The organism is Bacillus sp. T3 (assembly GCF_033449965.1).
GTDB lineage: Bacteria > Bacillota > Bacilli > Bacillales > Cytobacillaceae > Bacillus_BU.
In genome coordinates this window covers 4,224,656-4,245,494 of the sequence record NZ_CP137761.1, presented here as the reverse complement: position 1 = coordinate 4,245,494, position 20,839 = coordinate 4,224,656, and the positions used below count along the sequence as shown (strand labels likewise).

Sequence of the window (20,839 nt, the reverse complement as noted above, 5' to 3'; positions counted from 1 at the left end):
ATTTACAATGAAGCGTTTAGCACTTATATTTTTATCAATCGTATCAGTATTTTTATTCATGACAGCTTGTTCTGACTCTTCTACCTGGGAAAAAAGACAAGGAAGAAGCATTAGTAATTGGAATTGATGATAAATTTGCACCAATGGGCTTCCGCGATGATAAAAATGAAATCGTTGGCTTTGACATTGATTATGCTAAAGCAGCAGCAGAAAAAATGGGCGTAGAAGTTGAATTCCAACCAATCGATTGGAAAACAAAAGAATCTGAGCTAAGCAGTGGCCGGATTGACCTTATTTGGAACGGATACACGATTACGGATGAGCGAAAAGAAAAAGTTCTTTTCACAAAGCCATACTTGAAAAACGCGCAGGTAGTTGTGACAATGGCTGATTCAAACATTACAAAGCTTGCTGATTTAGAAGGAAAGGTTGTTGGATTACAATCATTATCTTCAGCAGCAGATGCTTTAAATGCGAATCCGATTAAAGACAAGATCAAAACCGTTACTGAATTCTCGGATAACGTGCTTGCTCTAAGTGATCTAAAATCTGGTCGTTTAGATGCAGTGGTTATTGATGAAATCGTCATTAATTATTACATGACAAAAGAGAATGAAAAATTTAAAGTTCTTGATGAATCACTTGCTCCTGAAGAATACGGTATCGGTGTGAAAAAAGGAAACGAAGAGTTGCTTAAAAAGCTTCAAAAAGCACTTGATGAGTTAAATGAAGATGGTACAGCTGGTGAAATTTCAACTAAATGGTTCGGTGAAAATAAAGTTTTAAAATAATAATGAATAGAAGGCAAACAGGATTTCCTTTGGGAACCCTGTTTTGTTTTTGGAGGAAATATTGATGTCATTTGAATATATTCAATCCATCTTAATGCCAATGTTAGAAGGGGCACAAATGACGGTGCTCTTGTTCTTGATTTGTATTGTTGTATCGATACCGCTTGGGTTTTTGCTGACCGTATCGGTAAGAAGCAGTATTAAGCCGTTATCCTGGCTAGCTCAAAGCTATGTATATGTCATGCGCGGTACACCTCTGTTACTGCAATTGTTGTTTATTTGTTTCGGACTACCGATGATCCAGGTAATTGGGGAGTATTTAGTGTTTGATCGTTTTGTGGCGGCATGCCTAGGATTTATCTTAAACTATGCAGCTTATTTTGCAGAAATTTTCCGTGGTGGCTTGCTTGCAATTGATAAAGGTCAGTATGAAGCGGCTCAAGTGCTTGGCTTGAGCAAATGGCAAACAACAACTAGAATTATTTTGCCACAAATGTTCCGAATTGCCCTTCCGGCGGTAGCAAATGAATCAGTAACGCTAGTAAAGGATACGGCACTATTATACGCAGTAGCGGTGCCTGAATTGCTGCACTTTGCGCAGACAGCCGTAAACCGTGACTTTACGATCGTTCCATTCTTTGTCGCTGGTGTAATTTATTTAATTATGACACTCATCCTAACAATGTTGTTCAAGTGGATTGAGAAAAAGTATACATTCCAATAGTTGGAGGGAATAGTGTGGCAGCACTAATTGAAGTAAACAATTTAAAAAAATCATTTGGGGAAATCGAAGTCCTCAAACGAATTACTTTTGATGTAAATAAAAACGATGTAGTAGCTGTAATTGGTCCATCTGGCTCCGGAAAAAGCACAATGCTGCGCGGTTTGGTTCATCTTGAGGAAATTAACGGAGGCACGGTGAAGGTGTCTGGGGATTATCTCGTTAAAGACGGCTTATACTCCAAGCCGCAGGACCTGAAGCGAATTACCGCAAAAATGGGAATGGTGTTCCAGCACTTTAATCTTTTTCCGCATCTGACGGTTAAGGAAAATCTAGAGCTAGCACCTAAGCTAGTTAAGAAGGAATCAGCGGCGGCGATTGAAAAACGTAGTGCGGAAATTCTTGATAAAATCGGTCTGACTGAACGCACCCACGCCTACCCGGCGAATCTCTCGGGCGGTCAAAAGCAACGGGTAGCGATTGCGCGCGCGTTGATGATGAATCCCGAAATATTGTTATTTGACGAGCCAACCTCGGCATTGGACCCTGAACTAACAGGTGAAGTGCTTTCGGTTATGAAGAAATTGGCAGAGGAACATATGACCATGATTGTCGTGACACATGAGATGGGCTTTGCTAAAGAGGTCGCCAATCGCGTAATGTTCATGGACAATGGTGAAATTATCGAATCAGGCCATTCCGGATGAGGTATTTACAAACCCTAAACACGAACGAACAAAGGCGTTTTTGACTCGGAGTTTGAAATAAGGTTTAGAACGGTTAGCACTCTCTGAACTATACCCTGGATAACGGACACTGATAAAAAAGTGCCCCTATCCGGGGTTTTTTGTGTTTCAATAGATTTAATGAATATGGGCGGAGGATTATCATGAGTAAGAATATTTATAATGAATTCCAAATTAAAGAGCTTGAGAAGAATCCTAATGTTGTGAGCGTTTCTGAAAGGTCAATCTCGTATAGTCCAGGAATTTAAGGTAAAAGCAGTTACGGATTACAAAAGTGGAAAAACACCATCACAAATCTTTATTGAACATGGCTTTGACCTCAACATGATCGGTAAAGATCAACCTAAACGTTGTCTTAGGCGTTGGAGGGATTCGTATAAAAGGTTTGGAGAGGATGGTTTCCTTACAGAACGCAGAGGCAAAGGGAGTACAGGACGCCCTTCTTCAAAGCATCTTTCCGTGGAAGAGAAATTACGAAAAGCTGAGGCAAGAATTAAATTCCTTGAGGCAGAGAATGACTTCCTAAAAAAGCTGGAAGAGTTAGAAAGGCAGGCGCTGAAGAAGAAACGATTTTAACGGCAGCTGAAAAGTTTTCTCTAATCGAGAAAACGTTAAGAATACATCAGTTAAAGAAAGCTGTTTCCTTCCTGTGTAAACTGGCAGGTGTAAGCCGTAGTGGCTACTATGATTGGTTGAAGGCTGCACCTTTACGTGCACAACGTGACGAGCAGGATGAATTGGATATAGAGTTAATCCAAGAAATTTTCATTAGCAAAAAGGAAAAAGTAGGTGCCCTCCAGATTAAAATGATTATGGAGAATGATTATACAGCCATAATGAATCACAAAAAAATTAGGCGTCTAATGGCAAAATATAATCTTGTAACCAAAGTAAGGAAGGCCAATCCCTATCGTAAGATGGCCAAGGCAACCCAGGAACATCGAACCTGCCCTAACCTTCTTAACCGAGAATTCAATCAGGAAGAACCAGGGAAAGTCCTGCTTACTGACATTACTTATCTCTATTTTGGAAAGGGTCAAAAAGCATATTTATCTTGCGTAAAGGATGGAGCTACAAGGGAAATTATTGCGTACCACTTGTCCACATCTTTAGAGATGGATATCGTCTATAAGACGTTAAAAAAGTTAAAAGTAGCTGTCAGCAATCATTTTCACCCAGAAGCCATGTTACATTCTGACCAAGGTGTCCACTATACGCATCCTCTATTCCAAAGCAAAGTGAAAAAGCTTGGCATAACTCAATCAATGTCCCGAAAGGGAAACTGTTGGGATAACGCACCAATGGAAAGCTTCTTTGGACATTTTAAGGATTTAGCAGAGTATAAATCCTTAGATAATTTAAAAGAGGTTAAGAGAGAAGTAGATCGAGTAATCGAAGAATATAACCATCACCGTTATCAATGGGGCTTAAATAAAATGACCCTGGTACAATACCTGGGCCACTTATTAGCTGCATAGGCGCTTTTTTAAACTGTCCGTAAACGGGGGCACAGTTCACTCTTTGACGAGAGTGCTTTTTTTTTGCCTGCCTAAACATTTTCCAGTATTCAATTTCTGATTTGACCTAATAAACATGCGAAAATACACCCTAAATGATAAAATATCAGTAAATTCAGAAAACTACCAAGGAGGCATAAATGAACAAACCGAAAATCTTAATCGTCGAGGATGAGGAAAAAATTGCTCGTGTTCTTGAACTGGAGCTGTCATATGAAGGCTATGAAGTGCAAAAGGCATTAGACGGTTTGGAAGGCTTTAAACAATTTCAGGAACAAAGCTGGGATGTCATACTTTTAGATGTGATGCTGCCTGGAATCAGTGGAATCGAACTCCTCCGACGGATCCGGGCAAATGATTTGCAAACGTCAGTTATTTTGCTCACAGCGAAATCTTCTGTCGAGGATAAGGTGTCAGGACTTGATCTTGGAGCAAATGACTACGTGACTAAGCCGTTTCAGATCGAAGAATTACTGGCACGTATTCGCGCTACATTACGATTGAATACAAAGTCTATAATGAGCGAAGACAGCCAACAGAGCTGGTTAAACATTGCCGATTTAAAGCTCAGTGAGATTACACATGAGGTTTTAAGAAATGAAAACAAAATTGACCTGACGCCAAGGGAGTTTGATTTGTTGGCTTATTTGCTAAAGCATCCGCGTCAAGTGCTGAGTCGGGAGCAACTCCTAAATGGGGTGTGGGGTTATGAATATTATGGCGATACAAATATTGTCGATGTGTATATTCGATATTTACGGAATAAAATCGACAAGCCGTTTGAAAGAGCATTGATTCATACTGTGCGCGGAGTCGGATATGTTTTGAAGGATGCAAAATGAAGCTGAAAAATAGGATAAATTTATATACGTCGGTCATGTTTATTATTCTATTGATTTTCATCAATGGAGCGATCTATTATTCTTTTAGCCAAATGATGCTTGATCGGGAATTGGAGCGGACTAAGGCAGAAGCCGAGCAAGCAGTTGCAGGGATAAACCAAGCTGTCTCTTCTATCCCTACGGCTGAGCTGCTGCGGGCGTATGTTCCGATTAATGGTATGCTACAGATTGTCAAAAGTGATGGGAAGCGTGGTGCTGGTGTGGCCGTTCCGAGTCAACAAGGGCTGCGCGACCTACCGGTTTATTTTTATTCAAAAGAAGAAACAGAAATTATTGCAGCAAAGGGAATTCCCCATGCTTTTGTTTCGCTGCCAATCGTATGGAATGATGGGGAAGTTGTCGCACTACAAATTACGGAAAATCTTAAATCAACGGCGGATATGCTTGGTTTGTTGAGAGTGGTCTTAATTGCAGTGACTGTATTAGCGACGATACCTGTTGTTGTTTCTTCCAGATTGCTAGGGAATTTTATTACTCACCCGATTACGTCGATGATTAAAACAATGCGGGAGATTCGGGAAAGTGGGCACTTTAAGCGATTATCACTTCCTAAGAAATCAAAGGACGAGCTCTTTCAAATGGGTGAAACGTTCAATAGTATGATGGATTTGCTACAAGTGAATTATGAGAAGCAAGGACAATTTATCGCAAATGCTTCGCATGAACTGAAAACGCCGCTAACAGTGGTTGAATCATATGCTTCACTTTTAAAACGAAGAGGAAAGACTGAGCCTGATTTATTTGATGAATCTGTACGGGCGATTCATTCTGAGGCAATTCCGGATGCAGGAGCTGACGGAACAATTGCTGTTATTGGCTGGTCGTGATGAGCAGTGGAAGGTTGAACTGAAGGAAGTTAATATTGCTCAGATTGCTACGGAGTTGGTACGTTCCTTTCAAAATGCCTATCATCGTAAAATCAATCTCCAAATAGAAGATGATGGATTTGTCATCGTGGATCCACAAAAGTTTAAGCAATTGTTTTATATTTTGATGGATAATGCCCAGAAATATAGTGAGGAATCCATTGATGTAGTGATTCGAAGAGAGCAAAAAAAGGTAAGCGTTGAAATATGTGATCGTGGAATTGGAATACCAACAGATCAGCTCGACAAAATATTTGACCGCTTTTATCGAGTTGATCAAGCTCGAGCGAGAAAAACAGGTGGATTCGGCCTGGGCTTGTCCTTAGCCAAAGAAATTGCTGAGGTAATTGGGGCAGAATTACAAATTGAAAGCACTGAAGGCATTGGTACAAAGGTGAAAATCATGTTATTTACAGCAAATCCTCATTAATTTCTCATTTTTGTTACGTAAAGTATAAATAAACCTTTGATAGAGAGAGTGGGAATGAATGAGTCAATACAAATGGAAGAGCATGGTTTTACTTATTGTTGGGGTGGTACTGATGGCGATGATGGCTTGGCAGTTGTCTAAAAGTATTACATTTGCAGAGCCTCTAACAAAGGATGAAGCGAGGAGCAAGATAAAAGATTTATATCAAGGTGAAATCGTAAAGATTCTGGAGCAACAAGCCGTCTATGTTGTGGTCATTCGTCTTGAGACAGGAACATATGAGGTAGAAATCGACCGAGCTACAGGGGAAATCGGCACTTTAACACGGATTATCTCGGAGACGGAAAACACCCAGGATGGAGGAGATCAACAAGAAAGTCCTGCCGCACCTACACCTGGAAAAGCAAACGCAGCCTTCAACAGAGCCTAATCAGCACATTACAGAAGAAGAAGCAATCGCCATAGCGTTACAAAGCATAAGTGGGAAAGTGGATGGTGTCAAAACGGAGGAGGTTGGCGGTGTAACGTATTATCTTATCGAAATAGAGCGAGAAAATGGGCAGGAAGGGGTCGTTGAAATTCACGGGATTACTGGCGAGGTCATTTCGATTACCTGGGACGATTAATCTTTTATCCTGAAAGATTTTCAGCATCCTCTCATTAATTTCTCATATTCCTTTCTCAGTTTCCTCATTTTCGTTGTCTATATTAAAAGTATAATAAACAAAGGAGGAAACAAAATGAAACGTAAAGTATTAATGGGTTTGATTGCAGGTGCTATCCTGTTTGGTGGAGCAGTCGGTGTTGGGGCATTAGCCGATGATAGCAATAAAGAAGTATCAAGTGCACAGGTTGTTGTGAAGAGTTCAAACGAAAAAGTGAACTCCGATGATCGTCACAATGAGAGTAGAGGTAGTGGAAATCAAGGTTCTGATGATCGTTATGGGGATGATCGTCGTAGTGATGATAAAGGTTCTGATGACCAATATGATGACAATCCAACCTTTCACCAAAATCAAACCGTTGAAATATCTAAGGATGAGGCTGTCGCAATCGCGACGAAAGACACACCTGGTCAGGTCAGTAAAGTTGAATTAGATGATTATCGTTATTATGAAATTGAAGTAAAAAATGGACAATATGAAGTCGAGTATAAAATTGATGCCCATACTGGGGCTATTTTAGAAAAAGACATCGATCATGAAGATGATTAATAAAGGTGAGCGTAGCTTGGCCAATATGGCAGGCTATGCCTTTTTTTGTTATTTTAGTGAAAACGAATGAAATCCTGTAAACTTATAGATAAGGAGGAGAGGCAGACATGTATATAGCTGGGCAAAAGGAAATGCAGCAAATGGATCAGTTCACAATTGAAAAATTAGGTTTACCAGGTGTTGTATTAATGGAAAATGCAGGGGCAAAGGTTGTAGATGAAATCCTTGAGAGCTCCCCTTGTGAATATCCTCGTGTTGTTGTCCTAGCAGGTGGCGGGAACAATGGTGGTGACGGGTTTGTGATTGCCCGCAGACTGTACGATTTGGGCATGAATCCACTATTATGTTTGCTTGTTAATCCTGAGCGAATAAAAGGGGATGCGAAAGTTCATTTTGATGTATACATAAATCGCGGGTTACCACTCTTTAAGCTGGGAGACCATTCGTTAGAAGCATTGCTGAATGAATTGGTTTGTGCAGACATCATTGTTGATGCCATATTGGGGACAGGTGTGAATGGACCTGTACGGGAGCCTTTTTATCAAGTGATTTCCATGGTAAATTGTTTGGCAAAGGCGAAGCTTGTTGTTGCGGTTGATATTCCATCAGGAGTGAGCAGTGACACCGGCAAAGTGGATGGCGTGGCAATACAAGCAACAAAAACGATTACGTTTGTGTTTCCGAAAAAAGGATTTTTCCTACAGGACGGTCCGAAGCATATTGGGGAATGGAAGGCTGTGGATATTTCGGTCCCGCCACAAACAGCGGATGAACTGGGACTTCAACTCCCGCAACTAATAACAGAAGCCCTTGTAAAAAAAGCTATTCCTGCCCGGCCTCAGCATGGTCATAAAGGTACTTTTGGACATGCACTTGTTGTCGGGGGGCAAAGCCATATGTTGGAGCACCGATCTTTTCTGCAAAATCCGTAGTAAAATCAGGGGCTGGTCTAGTTACCTTAGCTGTACCAGAAACTATTTATCCGATGACTGCTGCCCAAACACCTGAGGCTTTATTTTTGCCATTACCTGGAAGAGGACGGGCATTTTGCTCCGGAAGGTATTGAGATGATCAAGAAACAAATTCACCAGTTTGATTGTCTTGCAATTGGACCGGGAATGAGTCGCTATCCGGGTGGAGAGCAGTGGATGAAAGACTTCATCAGCGTTTTGGGAGATACCCCCCTTGTGATCGATGCTGATGCATTATTTATGCTACGTGAACAATTAGAGTTAGTTCGTAATTATCAAGGAGATGTAATTTTTACACCTCATCCTGGCGAAATGGCAACATTAGTAAACAAAACAGTAAAAGAGGTCGAAGAAAGTCGATTAGATATCGCTCAAACCTTTGCGAAGGAGCATGGTGTTTATTTGCTATTGAAGGGACATCGTACGGTAATTGCTTCACCAGCAGGAGATGTATTCATAAATCCTCACGGGAATGATGCGCTCGGTAAAGGGGGAAGCGGAGATGTGTTAACTGGGATGATTGCCTCATTTATAGCGCAAGGATCCACACCTATTCAGGCGCTGATTTCAGCGAGCTATTTGCATGCACGGGCTGGAGAGGAAAAGGGAAAACTTCTTTCGAATTATGGGGTGCTACCATTTGACATAATTGATGGTATAGGTGAGCAACTTTCGAATATGGATTAACAAATTGTAATGAATGTACTCATTTAGCTCAGTCAATAGACTGGGCTTTATTCATGCTTTTTTAATCAATCAAAAAATCAATTAATGTAATTGAGGGTGGTAAATGCTAAATAGTGTACAAAATGAATAAATAAAGATATAATATACAAAACCTATATGAAAGGTTGGTATTTATATGACGGAAAATATTCGTTCGATTTCACGTCCACTTGTCAAAACAAATCAATGGGTGATTGTTCTTAGTGTTGTGCTGACATGGGTTTCTGGTATAGAGGGATTCTTATTAATCCCATTAGTCGCAGGAATATCTGGGCTATTATTTGGATTTAATCCAGTTATGCAGCTTGCAAAGCTGTTTTTGCGAAAAGAAAATAAAGCTTATATTCCTGAAGACTGGGCGCAACAGCAGTTTAATCAGAAAATCGCTGTTATCTGCCTAGGCCTTGGTTTTGTTGGATTTATACTAGGATGGGATGTTATTGGCTATATTTTTACCATTCTAGTTGGTATCGCAGCATTTGTAGCCATAAATGGATTTTGCATCGGCTGCTTTATCCATTTTCAGTGGAAGCAATATCAATACAGAAGAAGAGCACATCAATAAGAAACAGGGCTGCAATGAATGCAGCCCTGTTTCTATCTGCTAAGCTCCTCGAACAAATGCCAGTTCTCTAAATCGTTCAACAGCTTTTGTTGGCTCAACTGAGAAACCTAACTCATTTAATGTTCCCCCAATTAACTCTATTGCTTTTTCAAGCATGGCTTCTGTCGTGTTTCCCATATGACCAATTCGAAATGCCTTTCCGGCAAGATGGGCGAGCGCTCCTGCTACAACCACGCCTTTTTTTGCAAGAGCTGTACGGAAAGCAGCGTCATCGATTCCTTCTGGATAAAGAATACAGCTAAGTGTTGCGGCAGCAACTTCTTCTTCCGCTAAAGGCTGCATTCCATATAAGATAAGTGCCTCGCGAACGGCAGTACCAAATGCTTTGTGACGCAAATATCGATTAGCTAAACCTTCCTCAAGCACTAATCTCATTCCTTCGTTATAGGCATATATGAGATTGACTGGAGGTGTAGCAAAATACTTTTGAGGATCATTCATAATTGGAATCCAATTTTTGATATCGCAATAGTATGCTTGGACATGCTCCAGTTGTTCTCGTGCTGCTAATGCTGTCTTATTAAAGGCTACAATCGCCAAACCTGGTGGTACGCCAATCGCCTTTTGTGAACCGGTCAAAACGATATCGATTTTTGCCCCATCGGAACCATATGTTTTGCTCATGTCTTCTTCCATTGCCGCCGTTGCGCAAACACCATCGAGAATGACAAGTGCCCCATACTTTTTAATGAGTGGGACAAGTTCATCCAAGTTGGCTGCGACTCCAGTTGAGGTATCGGCATGGGTGATTGTAACCGCCTTATATTTTTCGGTTGCGAGCATTTCTTCAATGATCGCAGGTGAGACTTGTTTGCCCCATTGTGACTGTAAAACGTCCACTTTAATTCCAAAAGCTTCGCCCAATTTTAAGAAGCGATCACCAAAATAGCCATGACTAATAACTAACAGCTTTTCGGAAGGAGCAAACGTGTTTACGATGGCCATTTCCATGGCGATCGTGCCGGATCCCGCAATGACAAAGACTTCTCCATCTGTTTTTAACATGTCTTTTGTTTTTTGAATGGCTTGTTTATAAATGGCTGCAAATCTAGGGTCAGTATGTCCAAGTGTTTCTTGAGAAAGTGCATCGTAAATGGAATCAACGACAGGAGTTGGACCCGGTATTAGCAACAGTTCTTTTTCAGTCATAATTTATCCCCCTAATTTTATTACCATAATAAAAGCAAAAACTAACCTAATTTATGAATACAATAATGATTTCGATGGAACCTATAAAATCTCCTCTTAACTCTTTATTTTTGGTTGTGTTAAAGCTCCATGTTGTTTTGGGCACAAGTTGATTGAAGCGTAAGGTGCGAAGACTCCTGCGGGAGTAGCGGGACAGGTGAGACCCCGCAGGAGCGGTAGCGACGAGGAGGCTCACCGCCCGCCCCGCGGAAAGCGAAGCACCTGGAGCGAAAATCAACATTCTAATTTAACACAGTCTTATTTTTTAATAGGATGTTTTATTCAGTCATGCTAAATAGAATAATTTCCAATTATCCATACTAAACACAAAGGAGTGTGTTTAAATTGAAAAAAGGTTTAGTAGCGATTGGAGTTGTGGTTGCAGCCTTCGTTATAGTTGGTGTGATGTTAATGAATAGCTATAACAATTTCGTCAGCTTAGAGGAAAATGTTGACCAGTCCTATGCACAAATTGAGAATCAACTGCAAAGAAGACTTGATTTAATCCCAAATCTGGTCAATACGGTAAAAGGCTATGCCTCCCATGAAAAAGAAGTAATTGCTGCGATTTCAGATGCGCGTGCCCGACTTGCTGGAGCAAAATCACCAGCGGATGAAGCAACAGCGAATGCGGAACTATCCGGTGCATTAAGTCGTTTGCTTGTTGTGGTTGAAAACTATCCTGAACTAAAAGCGGATCAGCAGTTTACGCAATTAATGGATGAATTAGCGGGAACGGAAAATCGAATTTCCGTCGCCCGTAAGGATTATAATGCTGAGGTAGCGATTTATAATAAAACAGTGAAAAGTTTTCCTGGGGTAGTGGTTGCTGGTATGACTGGTTTTGATGAGAAGGAGTATTTTAAGGCGGACCCGAAGGCTGAAGAAGCACCTGAGGTAGATTTCGAGGGCAATGAATAATGAAGAATCTACGGTTCTTCAGTGGAATCGTCATTTGCATCATTTCCTGTTTGCTTTTTGTATGGCGGGGTGTTGCTGAGGAACTCTCCATTCCAGCGCCTGTTGGAGACATTTATGTTCAGGACTTTGCCAACGTTTTATCAGCTCAGGAAAAAGCAGAATTAATTAATATGGGCCGAGCGCTTGAAAATCAAACCAGTGCCCAAGTTGCAGTTTTAACAGTGAACACGACAGAAGATGTGCCGATGGAGGAATACGCGAATGAGGCATTTCGCCAATTCGGCATCGGCGCGAAACAGGAAAACAACGGCGTATTAGTGGTCCTTGCATTGGATGACCGTCAAATTCGGATCGAAGTTGGGTATGGGTTAGAGGGGAGAATTCCAGACGGGAAAGCTGGTCGAATTCTTGATCAGTACGCGATCCCTTATCTCCAAAATCAAGAGCCTAATAAAGCTTTAATCGAGACGTATAAAGTATTGGCAAATGAAGTCCTTACTGAGTACGGACAAGAAGGTCTGCAGCAAACGCCAGCTAGGGGAGAGAATGAGCATATTTCCGATGCTGAAGGTGGAGGAATCCCATCTTGGCTGCTGATTATCATCGTTGTGGTCGTTCTATTTCTTGATTTTAAGTTTTTTGGCGGTTTTCTTACGCACTTTTTGCTGGCAACCTTATTGCGAGGCGGCAGAGGTGGCGGTGGTGGCATGGGAGGCGGAGGATTTCGTGGCGGTGGCGGTGGTTCATCTGGTGGAGGAGGCGCGGGACGTGGCTGGTGACTTTAGAGGCGTTCATATTTGAAAAAGAAAAAAGCTCATCCGTCAGTAAAAAATTCGAATGAGCTTTTTCTTATTCTATCAACCACTTATAACTGTTTTCTTCTGTTTCCCTTCAACGATAACAATCATCGAAATAATCATTCCAAACAACAAGAGCTGAGGGAGAACCGTCTCCCATGTTGGGAAAAAGCCAATCAAGTCAATTACAGGGAAATTCTTTATTAAATTCGTGCTAATTACATTGGTTAATTGTAAGGCATGAAGGCTCACACCGAGAATTTTAAAGGCTAACGCATAAATAAGAACAGTGGCCACTTTAAAAAATAATCCAATCGGAATTTTTGTGCTAAAACGGATAAATACGAAGGCAAATAATGCAAGAATCAGCACCGCAATTCCAATACCAGTGAGTAATTTTTCAGCTGAAATGGAAGGTGCCATCCCAGAATAAAAAATAATGGTTTCCGCACCCTCTCGAAAAATGGATAGGAAACTAATAAAGGACATCGAAAGTATGCTTCCTGTGGAGAGCGCCTTGCCCATTTGCGAATTAATATATTTATTCCATGCAGCAATATGGGATTTTCGATGGAGCCAAATGCCGACTCCAACCATCATGATAACGGCAATGATTCCGGTTGCCCCTTCAATAATTTCACGATTTGATCCAGCCATCGCTGCTGAAAAGATCGTATTGATGATATAAGCAACCAGAACACTCATTGCCACACCTGCTGCAGCCCCAACCCAAATCCATTTTTGTGCACTCAATACATTCGTTTTCTTTAAAAAGGCAATAAGGGCAGCGACAATTAATAATGCCTCAAGGCCCTCGCGCAGCATTATCAGGGCTGCGTCCCAAACGGAGTACTGTTTATTTTCGAGTAAACGAATCTCTTGAATGTATTCCTTGAGCTGAGTCTGGATGCTTTCGATATTAGGGTTGCTGGAAGATAGTTTTCCTGCAAGTATCGGAATGTTATTTTCTAATTCTTCATATAATGAACCATTTTTTGTTTGGATATCCCCTTCAACGCTTGGCCACACTGTTAAAAATTCCTGAAGAGGTGCCGTAGCTTTTGCTGGCTGACCATTATCAATTGATTTGACTGCTGTGTTTAATAAATTAAGTAGGGTCTGAAGGGAATAGTTGTTATTTTCCACCTTTTTTGCTTCTTTCCCTGAAATAAAATTAGCTATTGTTTGTGAAAGCTTCGTATATATTTGCTCAATTTCTGCAAAATCCTTACTATCCTTCGTAATCGCTATACGCAAGAAACCCATTTGTGTTTCAATTTGTCCATAGTAATCAATGCTTTGCTCTCGTACAAGTTTTTCGTTTTTCGTCCACGTAGATGAAAGGCGCTTATACTCTAAATTTAAACTGTCTGCATCTTTTGTGGCAATGGCTTCTTCAAGTGATTTCATCACTGGTGTTAGCGCAGTTTCGAAGTTCGCCCGATCGGCTTCTGGGTCAGCTGGATTCATCATTTTGTCAAATGCAAGTAAGGCATTTGATAGAGTGGAAAGCTGATTAAGTAATTGCGACTGATCCTTTTTGGGAAGAGAGTTTATGGCAGCATCAATCGCTTCGTTAACCGCTTTTACTTCGTGACTGTTTGTCTTTTCGATTTTATCCCAGTCCAGTTTGAGCTGATTGAGTGCCCCTTTAGATCCTTCCCAGTCTCCTGCTTTCGTGTCCATAATCGCCTCGCCAATGTGGATGTACAGTGGCCCGAAATCCTCTTTTGCCGCTTGACCTTGTGCTGGATGTAGGAAGAGGAGGAAGAGTGCAAAAATCATCATGATTTTTTTCATAAATAAGACTCCTTAATTGAATAATCCTGCTCCGAGGTAGCTTCCATGCTTCACTCCCGGAAAACAGGCGAATAAGGCGCTGCCACGATGGGTTATATACTCATTCATTTTATCGAGTGCACCTAAACTGCTTTGAATATTGATAAATTGACTGGGATTTTTTTGAAAAGAAATAAATAATAACCCGGCATCAAACGCACCAGTTTCCGGATTTATCCCATCTGAATAGGAAAAGGAACGTCTCAATATTTGATCCTTTACTTGCTTAGCGAGGAAAACATGTGAATTAATTGGAACGATTGAGTTTCCAGACGGATCCTTTCGTTCTATCTCCATTTCATCAAATTCTCCAGTTTTGCCAAGAGGCGCACCGCTGTCACGATGGCGACCAAAAGTTGCCTCTTGAGCCTTTAACGCGGTTCGGTCCCATGTTTCAAGATGTGTTTGAATTTTTCTAACAGCTAAATACGTTCCGCCGCTTAACCAATCCTTCGATTCCCCTTGCTCTACCCAGACAACTGAATTCATTTCCTTCTTATCGTCGACATTCGGATTTCCCGTCCCATCTTTAAATCCAAATAAATTGCGTGGTGTTTCCGTTTTCCCGTTTTTTTCGGGGTAAGAATTAAAGCCTGTTTGGGACCATTTCATAGTTACTTTCCCTCGGCCGTTCCGGACTAAGTTCCGGAACTGCATGGAAGGCTACTTGAGGGTCATCGGCACAGGCCTGAATACAAATGTCCCCACCAGTATAATGAGGGTCAAGCTGGTCTTTCGGAAAATGAGGTAAATCATTGAGTTCAACTGGCTTCTTATTTTGTAAACCAAGTTCAGGCTTGTCAAATAAACTTGGTCCAACACCGAAAGTGAGTGTTAAATTGGCGGCATCTAATCCGACTGTCTCACCTGTATCATCTGGTGGCAAAAGCGCGTTATTTCTACTTTGCTTCATTTCGCCATTCATCAGTCGGACGCTGTCCTCTGTCCAGGTTTGAAAAAGCTTTATTAATTCTTGTTTTGATTGGGCAACACAATTTAATGCAACAAAGTATACGTGCTTTGGGTTTTTTGTCAGGATGCCAGCCTGATAGTCACCGAAAAAGTTAAGTTTGTTGATTGAGTTAGGATTATCCTTAACTTTTAAATTTACACCCATCACAGAAAGTGCACCGCCAAGGCCAGAGGCGCCAAGAAAAATTCCTGCGCCTCCAATACCTGCGGTTTTTAATACATTGCGTCGTGAAACTCCTTTATTAAAAACTGATTGTTCTTTCATGTTATTCCACCACAATCGCCATTTGACTTAAAGGTTCACCAAGTTGATCAACCGCTTCAGATAAAGCCTTCGTATCATTCTTTGTTAACTGTTCAAAGGAAACGTAACCACCGTTGCCGTCCTCATACTTTGCTAATAAATCATTTACAGCTGAAAATTTTTCATCTAAGGTCTTCACAAGGTCAGCGTCTTTTTTCGCTAACTCAGACTTAAATATTTCAAAAATTTTCTCAGCACCTTCAATATTTGCTTTAAAATCGTATAGGTCTGTATGAGAATAAATTTCTTCTTCACCCGTTATTTTAGAAGTGGAAACCTCGTTTAATAAATCAACCGCACCGGTAATCATTAAGTCCGGAGTTACCTCTACCGTTTCAACCTTTGCGCGAAGCTCTTTTGTGTCGTTCAATAGCTGCTTGGCAACTTCCTCATAGCCTTTCGTCGTATTTTCTACCCATAAGCCATACTCGATTTTATGATAGCCAGACCATTCATCTTCGCCCTTGCCTTCATCCTTTACATCGGCAAGACGGGCATCGATACGCGGGTCAAGATCGCCAAAGCTCTCGGCAACTGGCTCTGAACGTTCAAAATACATCCGCGCAGGTGCATAAAGCTGTTTAGCCTTTTCGACATCACCAGCCTGTACCGCTTTAACAAATTCCTCCGTGCTGATGACAAATTGGTCTAATTGCTCCATTGCGAACTCTTTGTATTGTTGCTGTTGTTTTGTTAAATCCACTTTTGAAGTTGTGTTTACCTGCTCTTCTGTAGAAGTTGAAGTTGTATCGTTGCTGCAGCCGACTAGTAAACTAGCTGCAAGAACGAGCGAACCTGTTATTTTTACTATGTAATTCATACCTAATGCCCACCTTTTTGTTCAATCTAGTAAAAATGATAATCATTATCAGTTGTGTTGTCAATTAATATTTATATTATTATAAAAATTTATAATTGTTTTATGATATTTTGAAATTGAGAGTTTTAAAAATTGAAATAATTGAGGTAGGAAGGATACATTTCAAAAGCATCCATTCATAAAAGAATAAATATATATTATAGTAAAAGGAAGATCTCACATGAATAGGTGTGAAACAATGAGAGAACATGAATATGATGAGCTACTAAATATCCGTACAAGTGGGGATCAAAAGGGATTTAATCAATCGTTTCACTATCATCGATACGAGCCAACCCCATATTCTGCGTTAGAAACCTTATTTAAAACATATGAAATAAAGCCTGAGGATCGAGTTGTGGACTTTGGTTGTGGAAAAGGGCGATTGAATTTTTTTATTCATTATTTATTCAATGCAACGGTGACCGGGATTGAAATGAATGAAGCCTTTTATCAGCAGGCAATTGAAAATCGCAGTCTTTACTTAGATAAGTTTGGAAAAAGGAAAGGGAAAATTCATTTTTATTGTTGCTTAGCTGAGGACTACAAGATAGACCAGCTGGACAACCGTTTTTATTTTTTTAATCCGTTTTCGATTCAAATCTTTAGGAAAATTATTAATAACATTTTGTTGTCTAGAGAAAGCTGTGCCCGGGATATAGAGCTGGTCTTATATTATGTATCAGAAGATTATATTTATTTTTTAGAAAATCAATCTGTATTTGAATTGAAACAAGAAATCCTTATACCTAATCTTTATGAGCATAATCAGAACGAAAGATTCTTGATTTACCGGTTGGCTTATTAGAAGTATTGAGAGGAATACTATTAAAAATCTTTTTGAAGTGACAAAGATTGTTGAAAAATTGTTATGATTGGTCCATGTATATTTTGCTGGATATGGTATGGTAGGGATTAGAGGTCGATTTTGAAGTAAATCATTGAAATGGAGGTTTACGACGATGACGACACAAAAACGCGTCCCGAATAATGGACCAGTCATCCAAAAAGAAAAAGAAATGGTCACGAAAATGATCCATTTATATTGTAAGAAAAAGCATCATCAAGCGGAACTCTGTGAGGATTGCCAGGAACTAAAAGCTTACGCCTATAAAAGGCTGTCATATTGCCGTTTTGGCGAGGAAAAAACAGCATGCTCAAACTGCTCCGTTCATTGCTATAAGCCCGATTATCGGGCAAAAATGAAAGCAGTTATGCGCTTCTCGGGACCATGGATGATGCTCTATCACCCAGTATATTCTGTGAAGCATTTATTAAACAAATAGGGTTTACAATAAAAGCAACTCGCCGAGACGATTCTCGGCGAGTTGTTTATTTTGGAATAAATTCCTCCAAAAGCTGCTGAAGGTTATTGCTGTTGGCAGAATGATGGGCTGCTTCCTCTGGTATCACGATATGCGTGCAACTGCTCCCGTTTAAATAGCTATAGATAATCTGTGCCTCATCGATTTCATCCTGGCTAATAGTTGTTGATGCTGGAGCAGGACATGCTTGAATATTAGCGATAAGCTCCTTGAGCAGCTTGGTTCTTGTTCGTTTTTCTTTTATACTTGTCATCTCAAGCTTCTTATTTAATATAATCTTATTTCTTTTGATTAGAAACAGTTTAAAGGCTGTATCCTCCAAATGTTCGATAACTGCAATACTTTGATTTGCTGAGGTAAATTCAATTATCTTCTCGCGCTTGAGAAGATAGTTGATTAATTCTAACGTATCACGATATTTGGCTGCTGTTTCAAAATCGTAATCGTTAGCGGCTTGGTTCATTCGTAGCTCGACTTCCCCAATAATCGAGTGCTCATCCCCACTTAATAAGCCAATTAACCTGTCGAGGATTTTTTCATAAAGCTCGACGGCGGGTCCACCCATGCACATTCCAATACATAAGCCGAGAGAAAAGTTCAAGCAAGTAGAGTTTCGTTTAGTTGGATTGCTGCAATTAATTTTGTAAAAATCCTTAAAGGCTTGAACGGCTCGTTCGACCACACCTTTACTCGGATAGGGACCAAAGCAAATACCGCCTTCATCAAATACGGGCTGATTCGTAATGACGATTTTACGAGATCCATTTTCTGCTTTAATCACGATGTACGTATAAGCTAATGTATTTTTCATCTTCCGATTGAAGTGCGGTTTTATTTCGTGAATCAGCTGGCATTCTAGCATGAAAGCCTCGAATTCTGTATCAGTTAGGATGTAATCGAAATCCTTTATATTTTTGACTAGATTTATTGTTTTAGGCGAGTGGTGCTTCGTGTTTTGGAAATAGGATTGAACGCGGCGCTTAAGCTGCTTTGCCTTCCCGACATAGATAATCGTATGTGCTGAATTCTTCATCAAATACACGCCAGGGGAGGAGGGCAAATTTTTAACTTTTTCCTGAAGTGTCATTTTGTTGGTTCTCCCATAAAAAGCTCTTTTTCTCTTTATTCTATCACGGGCATGAAATAACAACAGTATGATTCTTGAATTGGTAAGGATAAACAGGAAACTCTTATAATCTTAATACAATCTTGACATTTCCTAGATAGGTTCTAGAAAGTTGTTCGATAAGATAAGGCTGTAATAAAAGAGAGAAATAAAAAGGAGTGGGTAAAATGAGATTGAAAAATCTAATTATAGGTGGAGCTTTTCTGGGCGTATTTACTCTAGGAGCGATGTTCGCTCCAATCGGAGAATCAACTGCAACCAACAATAGTCCAAGTAATAATGGAAAGCTGTCTGCTGTTCCAGTTGTAAACGAAAAGGATGCACCACAAGGAGATTCAAGTGAATATACATGCCCCATGACAGGTGAACCAATGGGAAGTGGTGCAGGCATGGGCATGCATATGAATGGATCGATGTTTGAAGTGATTGCGGATTCGCTCGGAATGTCAGTGGACGAGCTTCAAGCTGCACAAAATCAAGGGAAATCAGTCGCAGCTATTGCCGAGGAAAAGGGTGTGACTGTTGAAACCGTTACAACAAAGGTTTTCGAGGAAAGAAAAGCGGCACTAGAGCAGCTTGTGAAGGACGGAAAGATTTCGCAGCAACAAATGGATACGATGCTAGACCATATGGAAGAGCGAATAAAATCGATGATTGAAAATGATTCCTTTGGTTCCATGATGAATGGGTCAGGAGGAATGATGGGTATGATGGGAAAAGGTAGATGGAATAATAACGTTGAAACCACACAACAATTTAATTAATAACTTAAGATGAAGCGAGACTATATCGTATCTTTATTCTTAAACTCTGGAGCTTTGCTTCAGAGTTTTTTTGAGATATACCGAAGCAGTCAAATTTACGGCAAAGGAAATCAGTTTCCGCTTGATATAATAGAGTCAAGACGAAATAAGGTGGAGAAATTAATGGGGAAGTTAATTGCTGTTGTCGATGATGAAAAGAAAATTCGAGATTTAGTTAAATCGTATTTAGAAAATGAGGGGTTTACAGTAGTGGAAGCAGAAGATGGAGCGGCCGCTGTCCAACTAGTAGAAAAACATGCGGTCGACCTCATTTTATTAGATGTGATGATGCCAAACTTGAATGGATTACAAGCATTGGCAAAAATTCGTTTGCTAAGCGAGAAAATGCCTGTCATTATGCTGACAGCAAAAACAGAAGAAATTGATAAGTTGCTCGGACTTGAAATGGGAGCTGATGACTATATCACCAAGCCATTTAGTATGCGTGAGCTTGCTGCCCGAATCAGAACAGTTTTACGGAGAAGTACTCCTGATGAAAAAGTAGAACAGGATGAGTGGCTTCGACGAGGAGAAATTGAAATCAATTTAAGTACGTATGAAGCAAAAGTGAACAATGAACTCTTAAATTTAACACCAACAGAATATAAAATCCTCGTTACTCTTGCTCAAAAACCAGGTAGAGTATACAGCCGCTTGCAATTAATGAACAATGTGATGGGGGAGGCATTTATTAATTATGAGCGTTCAATCGATACTCATGTCAGCAACCTACGAAAAAAAGTAGAGAAGGATCCTGCACATCCAAACTATATTCATACTGTATATGGAATCGGTTATCGCTTTGGTGATAAAAAATGAAGCTACAAACAAAATTAATTGTGGCTTTTGTTGCAATTGTTTTATTGATGGGCGTCAGTCAATCTATCTTTTTACAAAATAGAATTGAATCAACTTTTCAAACATACCTTGAGCAGTACAATTTTGGTTATATGGAACAAATGAAGCAAAATCTTGAGAGCTTTTATGACGAAACCGGCTCTTGGGATGAGGTTCAAGAACTGTACTTTTCCACTGGAATGGGACATGGACATGGCATGATGATGCAAGGGAACTTGATGAATATGGCAATGTCAAATGCCGAAATGCTTCTAGTAGATGCTAATGGAAAGGTTGTTGCCGATACAGCCCAATCGAGGATAGGAACAAGCGGAATGGATGTCCGGGAAAAACACTAG

Annotated in this window: 22 protein-coding genes and 4 pseudogenes; 21 read left to right on the top strand and 5 right to left on the bottom strand. The window is 40.3% G+C overall.

Translation table 11 applies throughout. The annotated features are described in order from the left end of the window. Window positions 1-7: 7 nt before the first annotated feature. From RGF10_RS21725 to RGF10_RS21665, 14 genes and pseudogenes are all read left to right on the top strand, one after another. Window positions 8-791, top strand: a pseudogene (locus tag RGF10_RS21725) (amino acid ABC transporter substrate-binding protein). Window positions 792-855: 64 nt separating this feature from the next. After that, complete coding sequence (locus RGF10_RS21720) at window positions 856-1,515, top strand: amino acid ABC transporter permease (protein WP_318505727.1); 660 nt, start codon at window positions 856-858, stop codon at window positions 1,513-1,515. 14 nt (window positions 1,516-1,529) lie between these two features. Next, a pseudogene (locus tag RGF10_RS21715) lies at window positions 1,530-2,280 on the top strand (amino acid ABC transporter ATP-binding protein). Between the two features lie 121 nt (window positions 2,281-2,401). Continuing rightward, window positions 2,402-3,736, top strand: a pseudogene (locus RGF10_RS21710) (IS3 family transposase). Window positions 3,737-3,915: 179 nt separating this feature from the next. Beyond that, entirely contained in the window at window positions 3,916-4,617 is a 702-nt protein-coding gene (locus RGF10_RS21705) for a response regulator transcription factor (protein WP_318505725.1), read from the top strand. Next, window positions 4,614-5,504: a histidine kinase dimerization/phospho-acceptor domain-containing protein gene (locus RGF10_RS21700; protein ID WP_318505723.1), complete on the top strand. Its 891-nt coding sequence runs from the start codon at window positions 4,614-4,616 to the stop codon at window positions 5,502-5,504. Before RGF10_RS21705 ends, RGF10_RS21700 begins: the two co-directional genes overlap by 4 nt. Beyond that, complete coding sequence (locus tag RGF10_RS21695; RefSeq protein WP_318505721.1) at window positions 5,461-5,973, top strand: sensor histidine kinase; 513 nt, start codon at window positions 5,461-5,463, stop codon at window positions 5,971-5,973. Before RGF10_RS21700 ends, RGF10_RS21695 begins: the two co-directional genes overlap by 44 nt. Window positions 5,974-6,031: 58 nt before the next feature. Next, window positions 6,032-6,403, top strand: coding sequence for a PepSY domain-containing protein (locus tag RGF10_RS21690; RefSeq protein ID WP_318505719.1), 372 nt, complete (start codon window positions 6,032-6,034; stop codon window positions 6,401-6,403). After that, window positions 6,330-6,599, top strand: a complete 270-nt coding sequence (locus RGF10_RS21685) for a PepSY domain-containing protein (RefSeq protein ID WP_318505717.1) — start codon at window positions 6,330-6,332, stop codon at window positions 6,597-6,599. Before RGF10_RS21690 ends, RGF10_RS21685 begins: the two co-directional genes overlap by 74 nt. Window positions 6,600-6,713: 114 nt before the next feature. Next, window positions 6,714-7,187 (top strand): PepSY domain-containing protein, encoded by a 474-nt coding sequence (locus RGF10_RS21680; protein WP_318505715.1) that lies wholly within the window; start codon window positions 6,714-6,716, stop codon window positions 7,185-7,187. Between the two features lie 107 nt (window positions 7,188-7,294). Next, the gene (locus tag RGF10_RS21675; RefSeq protein WP_318505713.1) at window positions 7,295-8,119 is read left to right on the top strand and encodes an NAD(P)H-hydrate epimerase; all 825 of its coding nucleotides are present in this window, start codon (window positions 7,295-7,297) and stop codon (window positions 8,117-8,119) included. After that, window positions 8,098-8,253, top strand: a complete 156-nt coding sequence (locus RGF10_RS23995; RefSeq protein ID WP_412176757.1) for a hypothetical protein — start codon at window positions 8,098-8,100, stop codon at window positions 8,251-8,253. The genes RGF10_RS21675 and RGF10_RS23995 overlap by 22 nt, the downstream gene beginning before the upstream one ends. Beyond that, window positions 8,180-8,845 carry an NAD(P)H-hydrate dehydratase gene (locus tag RGF10_RS21670; RefSeq protein ID WP_412176756.1) on the top strand — a complete coding sequence of 222 codons (666 nt, stop codon included), beginning with the start codon at window positions 8,180-8,182 and terminating at the stop codon, window positions 8,843-8,845. The genes RGF10_RS23995 and RGF10_RS21670 overlap by 74 nt, the downstream gene beginning before the upstream one ends. A 175-nt stretch (window positions 8,846-9,020) precedes the next feature. After that, entirely contained in the window at window positions 9,021-9,449 is a 429-nt protein-coding gene (locus RGF10_RS21665) for a DUF4395 domain-containing protein (protein ID WP_318505712.1), read from the top strand. Between the two features lie 39 nt (window positions 9,450-9,488). Here RGF10_RS21665 and RGF10_RS21660 read toward each other — a convergent pair whose 3' ends face one another. Next, on the bottom strand, window positions 9,489-10,658 hold the full coding sequence (locus RGF10_RS21660) for a pyridoxal-phosphate-dependent aminotransferase family protein (RefSeq protein ID WP_318505710.1): 1,170 nt from the start codon (window positions 10,656-10,658) through the stop codon (window positions 9,489-9,491). A 384-nt stretch (window positions 10,659-11,042) separates the two neighbouring features. Between RGF10_RS21660 and RGF10_RS21655 the strand changes: the two genes are divergently transcribed. Then, window positions 11,043-11,618, top strand: a complete 576-nt coding sequence (locus RGF10_RS21655; RefSeq protein WP_318505708.1) for a LemA family protein — start codon at window positions 11,043-11,045, stop codon at window positions 11,616-11,618. Further along, entirely contained in the window at window positions 11,618-12,397 is a 780-nt protein-coding gene (locus tag RGF10_RS21650) for a TPM domain-containing protein (protein ID WP_318505706.1), read from the top strand. Before RGF10_RS21655 ends, RGF10_RS21650 begins: the two co-directional genes overlap by 1 nt. 78 nt (window positions 12,398-12,475) lie before the next feature. Here the strand turns inward: RGF10_RS21650 and RGF10_RS21645 are convergent, their stop codons facing one another. The 3 genes and pseudogenes from RGF10_RS21645 to efeO form a co-directional block, all read right to left on the bottom strand. Further along, complete coding sequence (locus tag RGF10_RS21645; protein ID WP_318505704.1) at window positions 12,476-14,215, bottom strand: FTR1 family iron permease; 1,740 nt, start codon at window positions 14,213-14,215, stop codon at window positions 12,476-12,478. A 12-nt stretch (window positions 14,216-14,227) separates the two neighbouring features. After that, window positions 14,228-15,491 (bottom strand): annotated as a pseudogene (efeB, locus tag RGF10_RS21640) (iron uptake transporter deferrochelatase/peroxidase subunit). A gap of 1 nt (window position 15,492) precedes the next feature. Beyond that, window positions 15,493-16,350: an iron uptake system protein EfeO gene (gene efeO, locus RGF10_RS21635; protein ID WP_318505703.1), complete on the bottom strand. Its 858-nt coding sequence runs from the start codon at window positions 16,348-16,350 to the stop codon at window positions 15,493-15,495. Between the two features lie 238 nt (window positions 16,351-16,588). Between efeO and RGF10_RS21630 the strand changes: the two genes are divergently transcribed. Further along, window positions 16,589-17,197 carry a methyltransferase domain-containing protein gene (locus tag RGF10_RS21630; protein WP_318505701.1) on the top strand — a complete coding sequence of 203 codons (609 nt, stop codon included), beginning with the start codon at window positions 16,589-16,591 and terminating at the stop codon, window positions 17,195-17,197. Window positions 17,198-17,351: 154 nt separating this feature from the next. After that, window positions 17,352-17,675 (top strand): nitrous oxide-stimulated promoter family protein, encoded by a 324-nt coding sequence (locus tag RGF10_RS21625; RefSeq protein ID WP_318505699.1) that lies wholly within the window; start codon window positions 17,352-17,354, stop codon window positions 17,673-17,675. A gap of 46 nt (window positions 17,676-17,721) precedes the next feature. On the opposite strand, the gene RGF10_RS21620 is transcribed toward RGF10_RS21625, so the two are convergent. Beyond that, window positions 17,722-18,801: a GIY-YIG nuclease family protein gene (locus RGF10_RS21620; RefSeq protein WP_412176657.1), complete on the bottom strand. Its 1,080-nt coding sequence runs from the start codon at window positions 18,799-18,801 to the stop codon at window positions 17,722-17,724. Window positions 18,802-19,007: 206 nt separating this feature from the next. Here RGF10_RS21620 and RGF10_RS21615 point away from each other — a divergent pair, with 206 nt between their 5' ends. From RGF10_RS21615 to RGF10_RS21605, 3 genes are all read left to right on the top strand, one after another. Then, complete coding sequence (locus tag RGF10_RS21615; protein ID WP_318505695.1) at window positions 19,008-19,604, top strand: hypothetical protein; 597 nt, start codon at window positions 19,008-19,010, stop codon at window positions 19,602-19,604. 162 nt (window positions 19,605-19,766) lie between these two features. After that, window positions 19,767-20,462, top strand: coding sequence for a response regulator transcription factor (locus tag RGF10_RS21610; RefSeq protein WP_318505693.1), 696 nt, complete (start codon window positions 19,767-19,769; stop codon window positions 20,460-20,462). Beyond that, complete coding sequence (locus tag RGF10_RS21605; protein ID WP_318505691.1) at window positions 20,459-20,839, top strand: hypothetical protein; 381 nt, start codon at window positions 20,459-20,461, stop codon at window positions 20,837-20,839. The genes RGF10_RS21610 and RGF10_RS21605 overlap by 4 nt, the downstream gene beginning before the upstream one ends.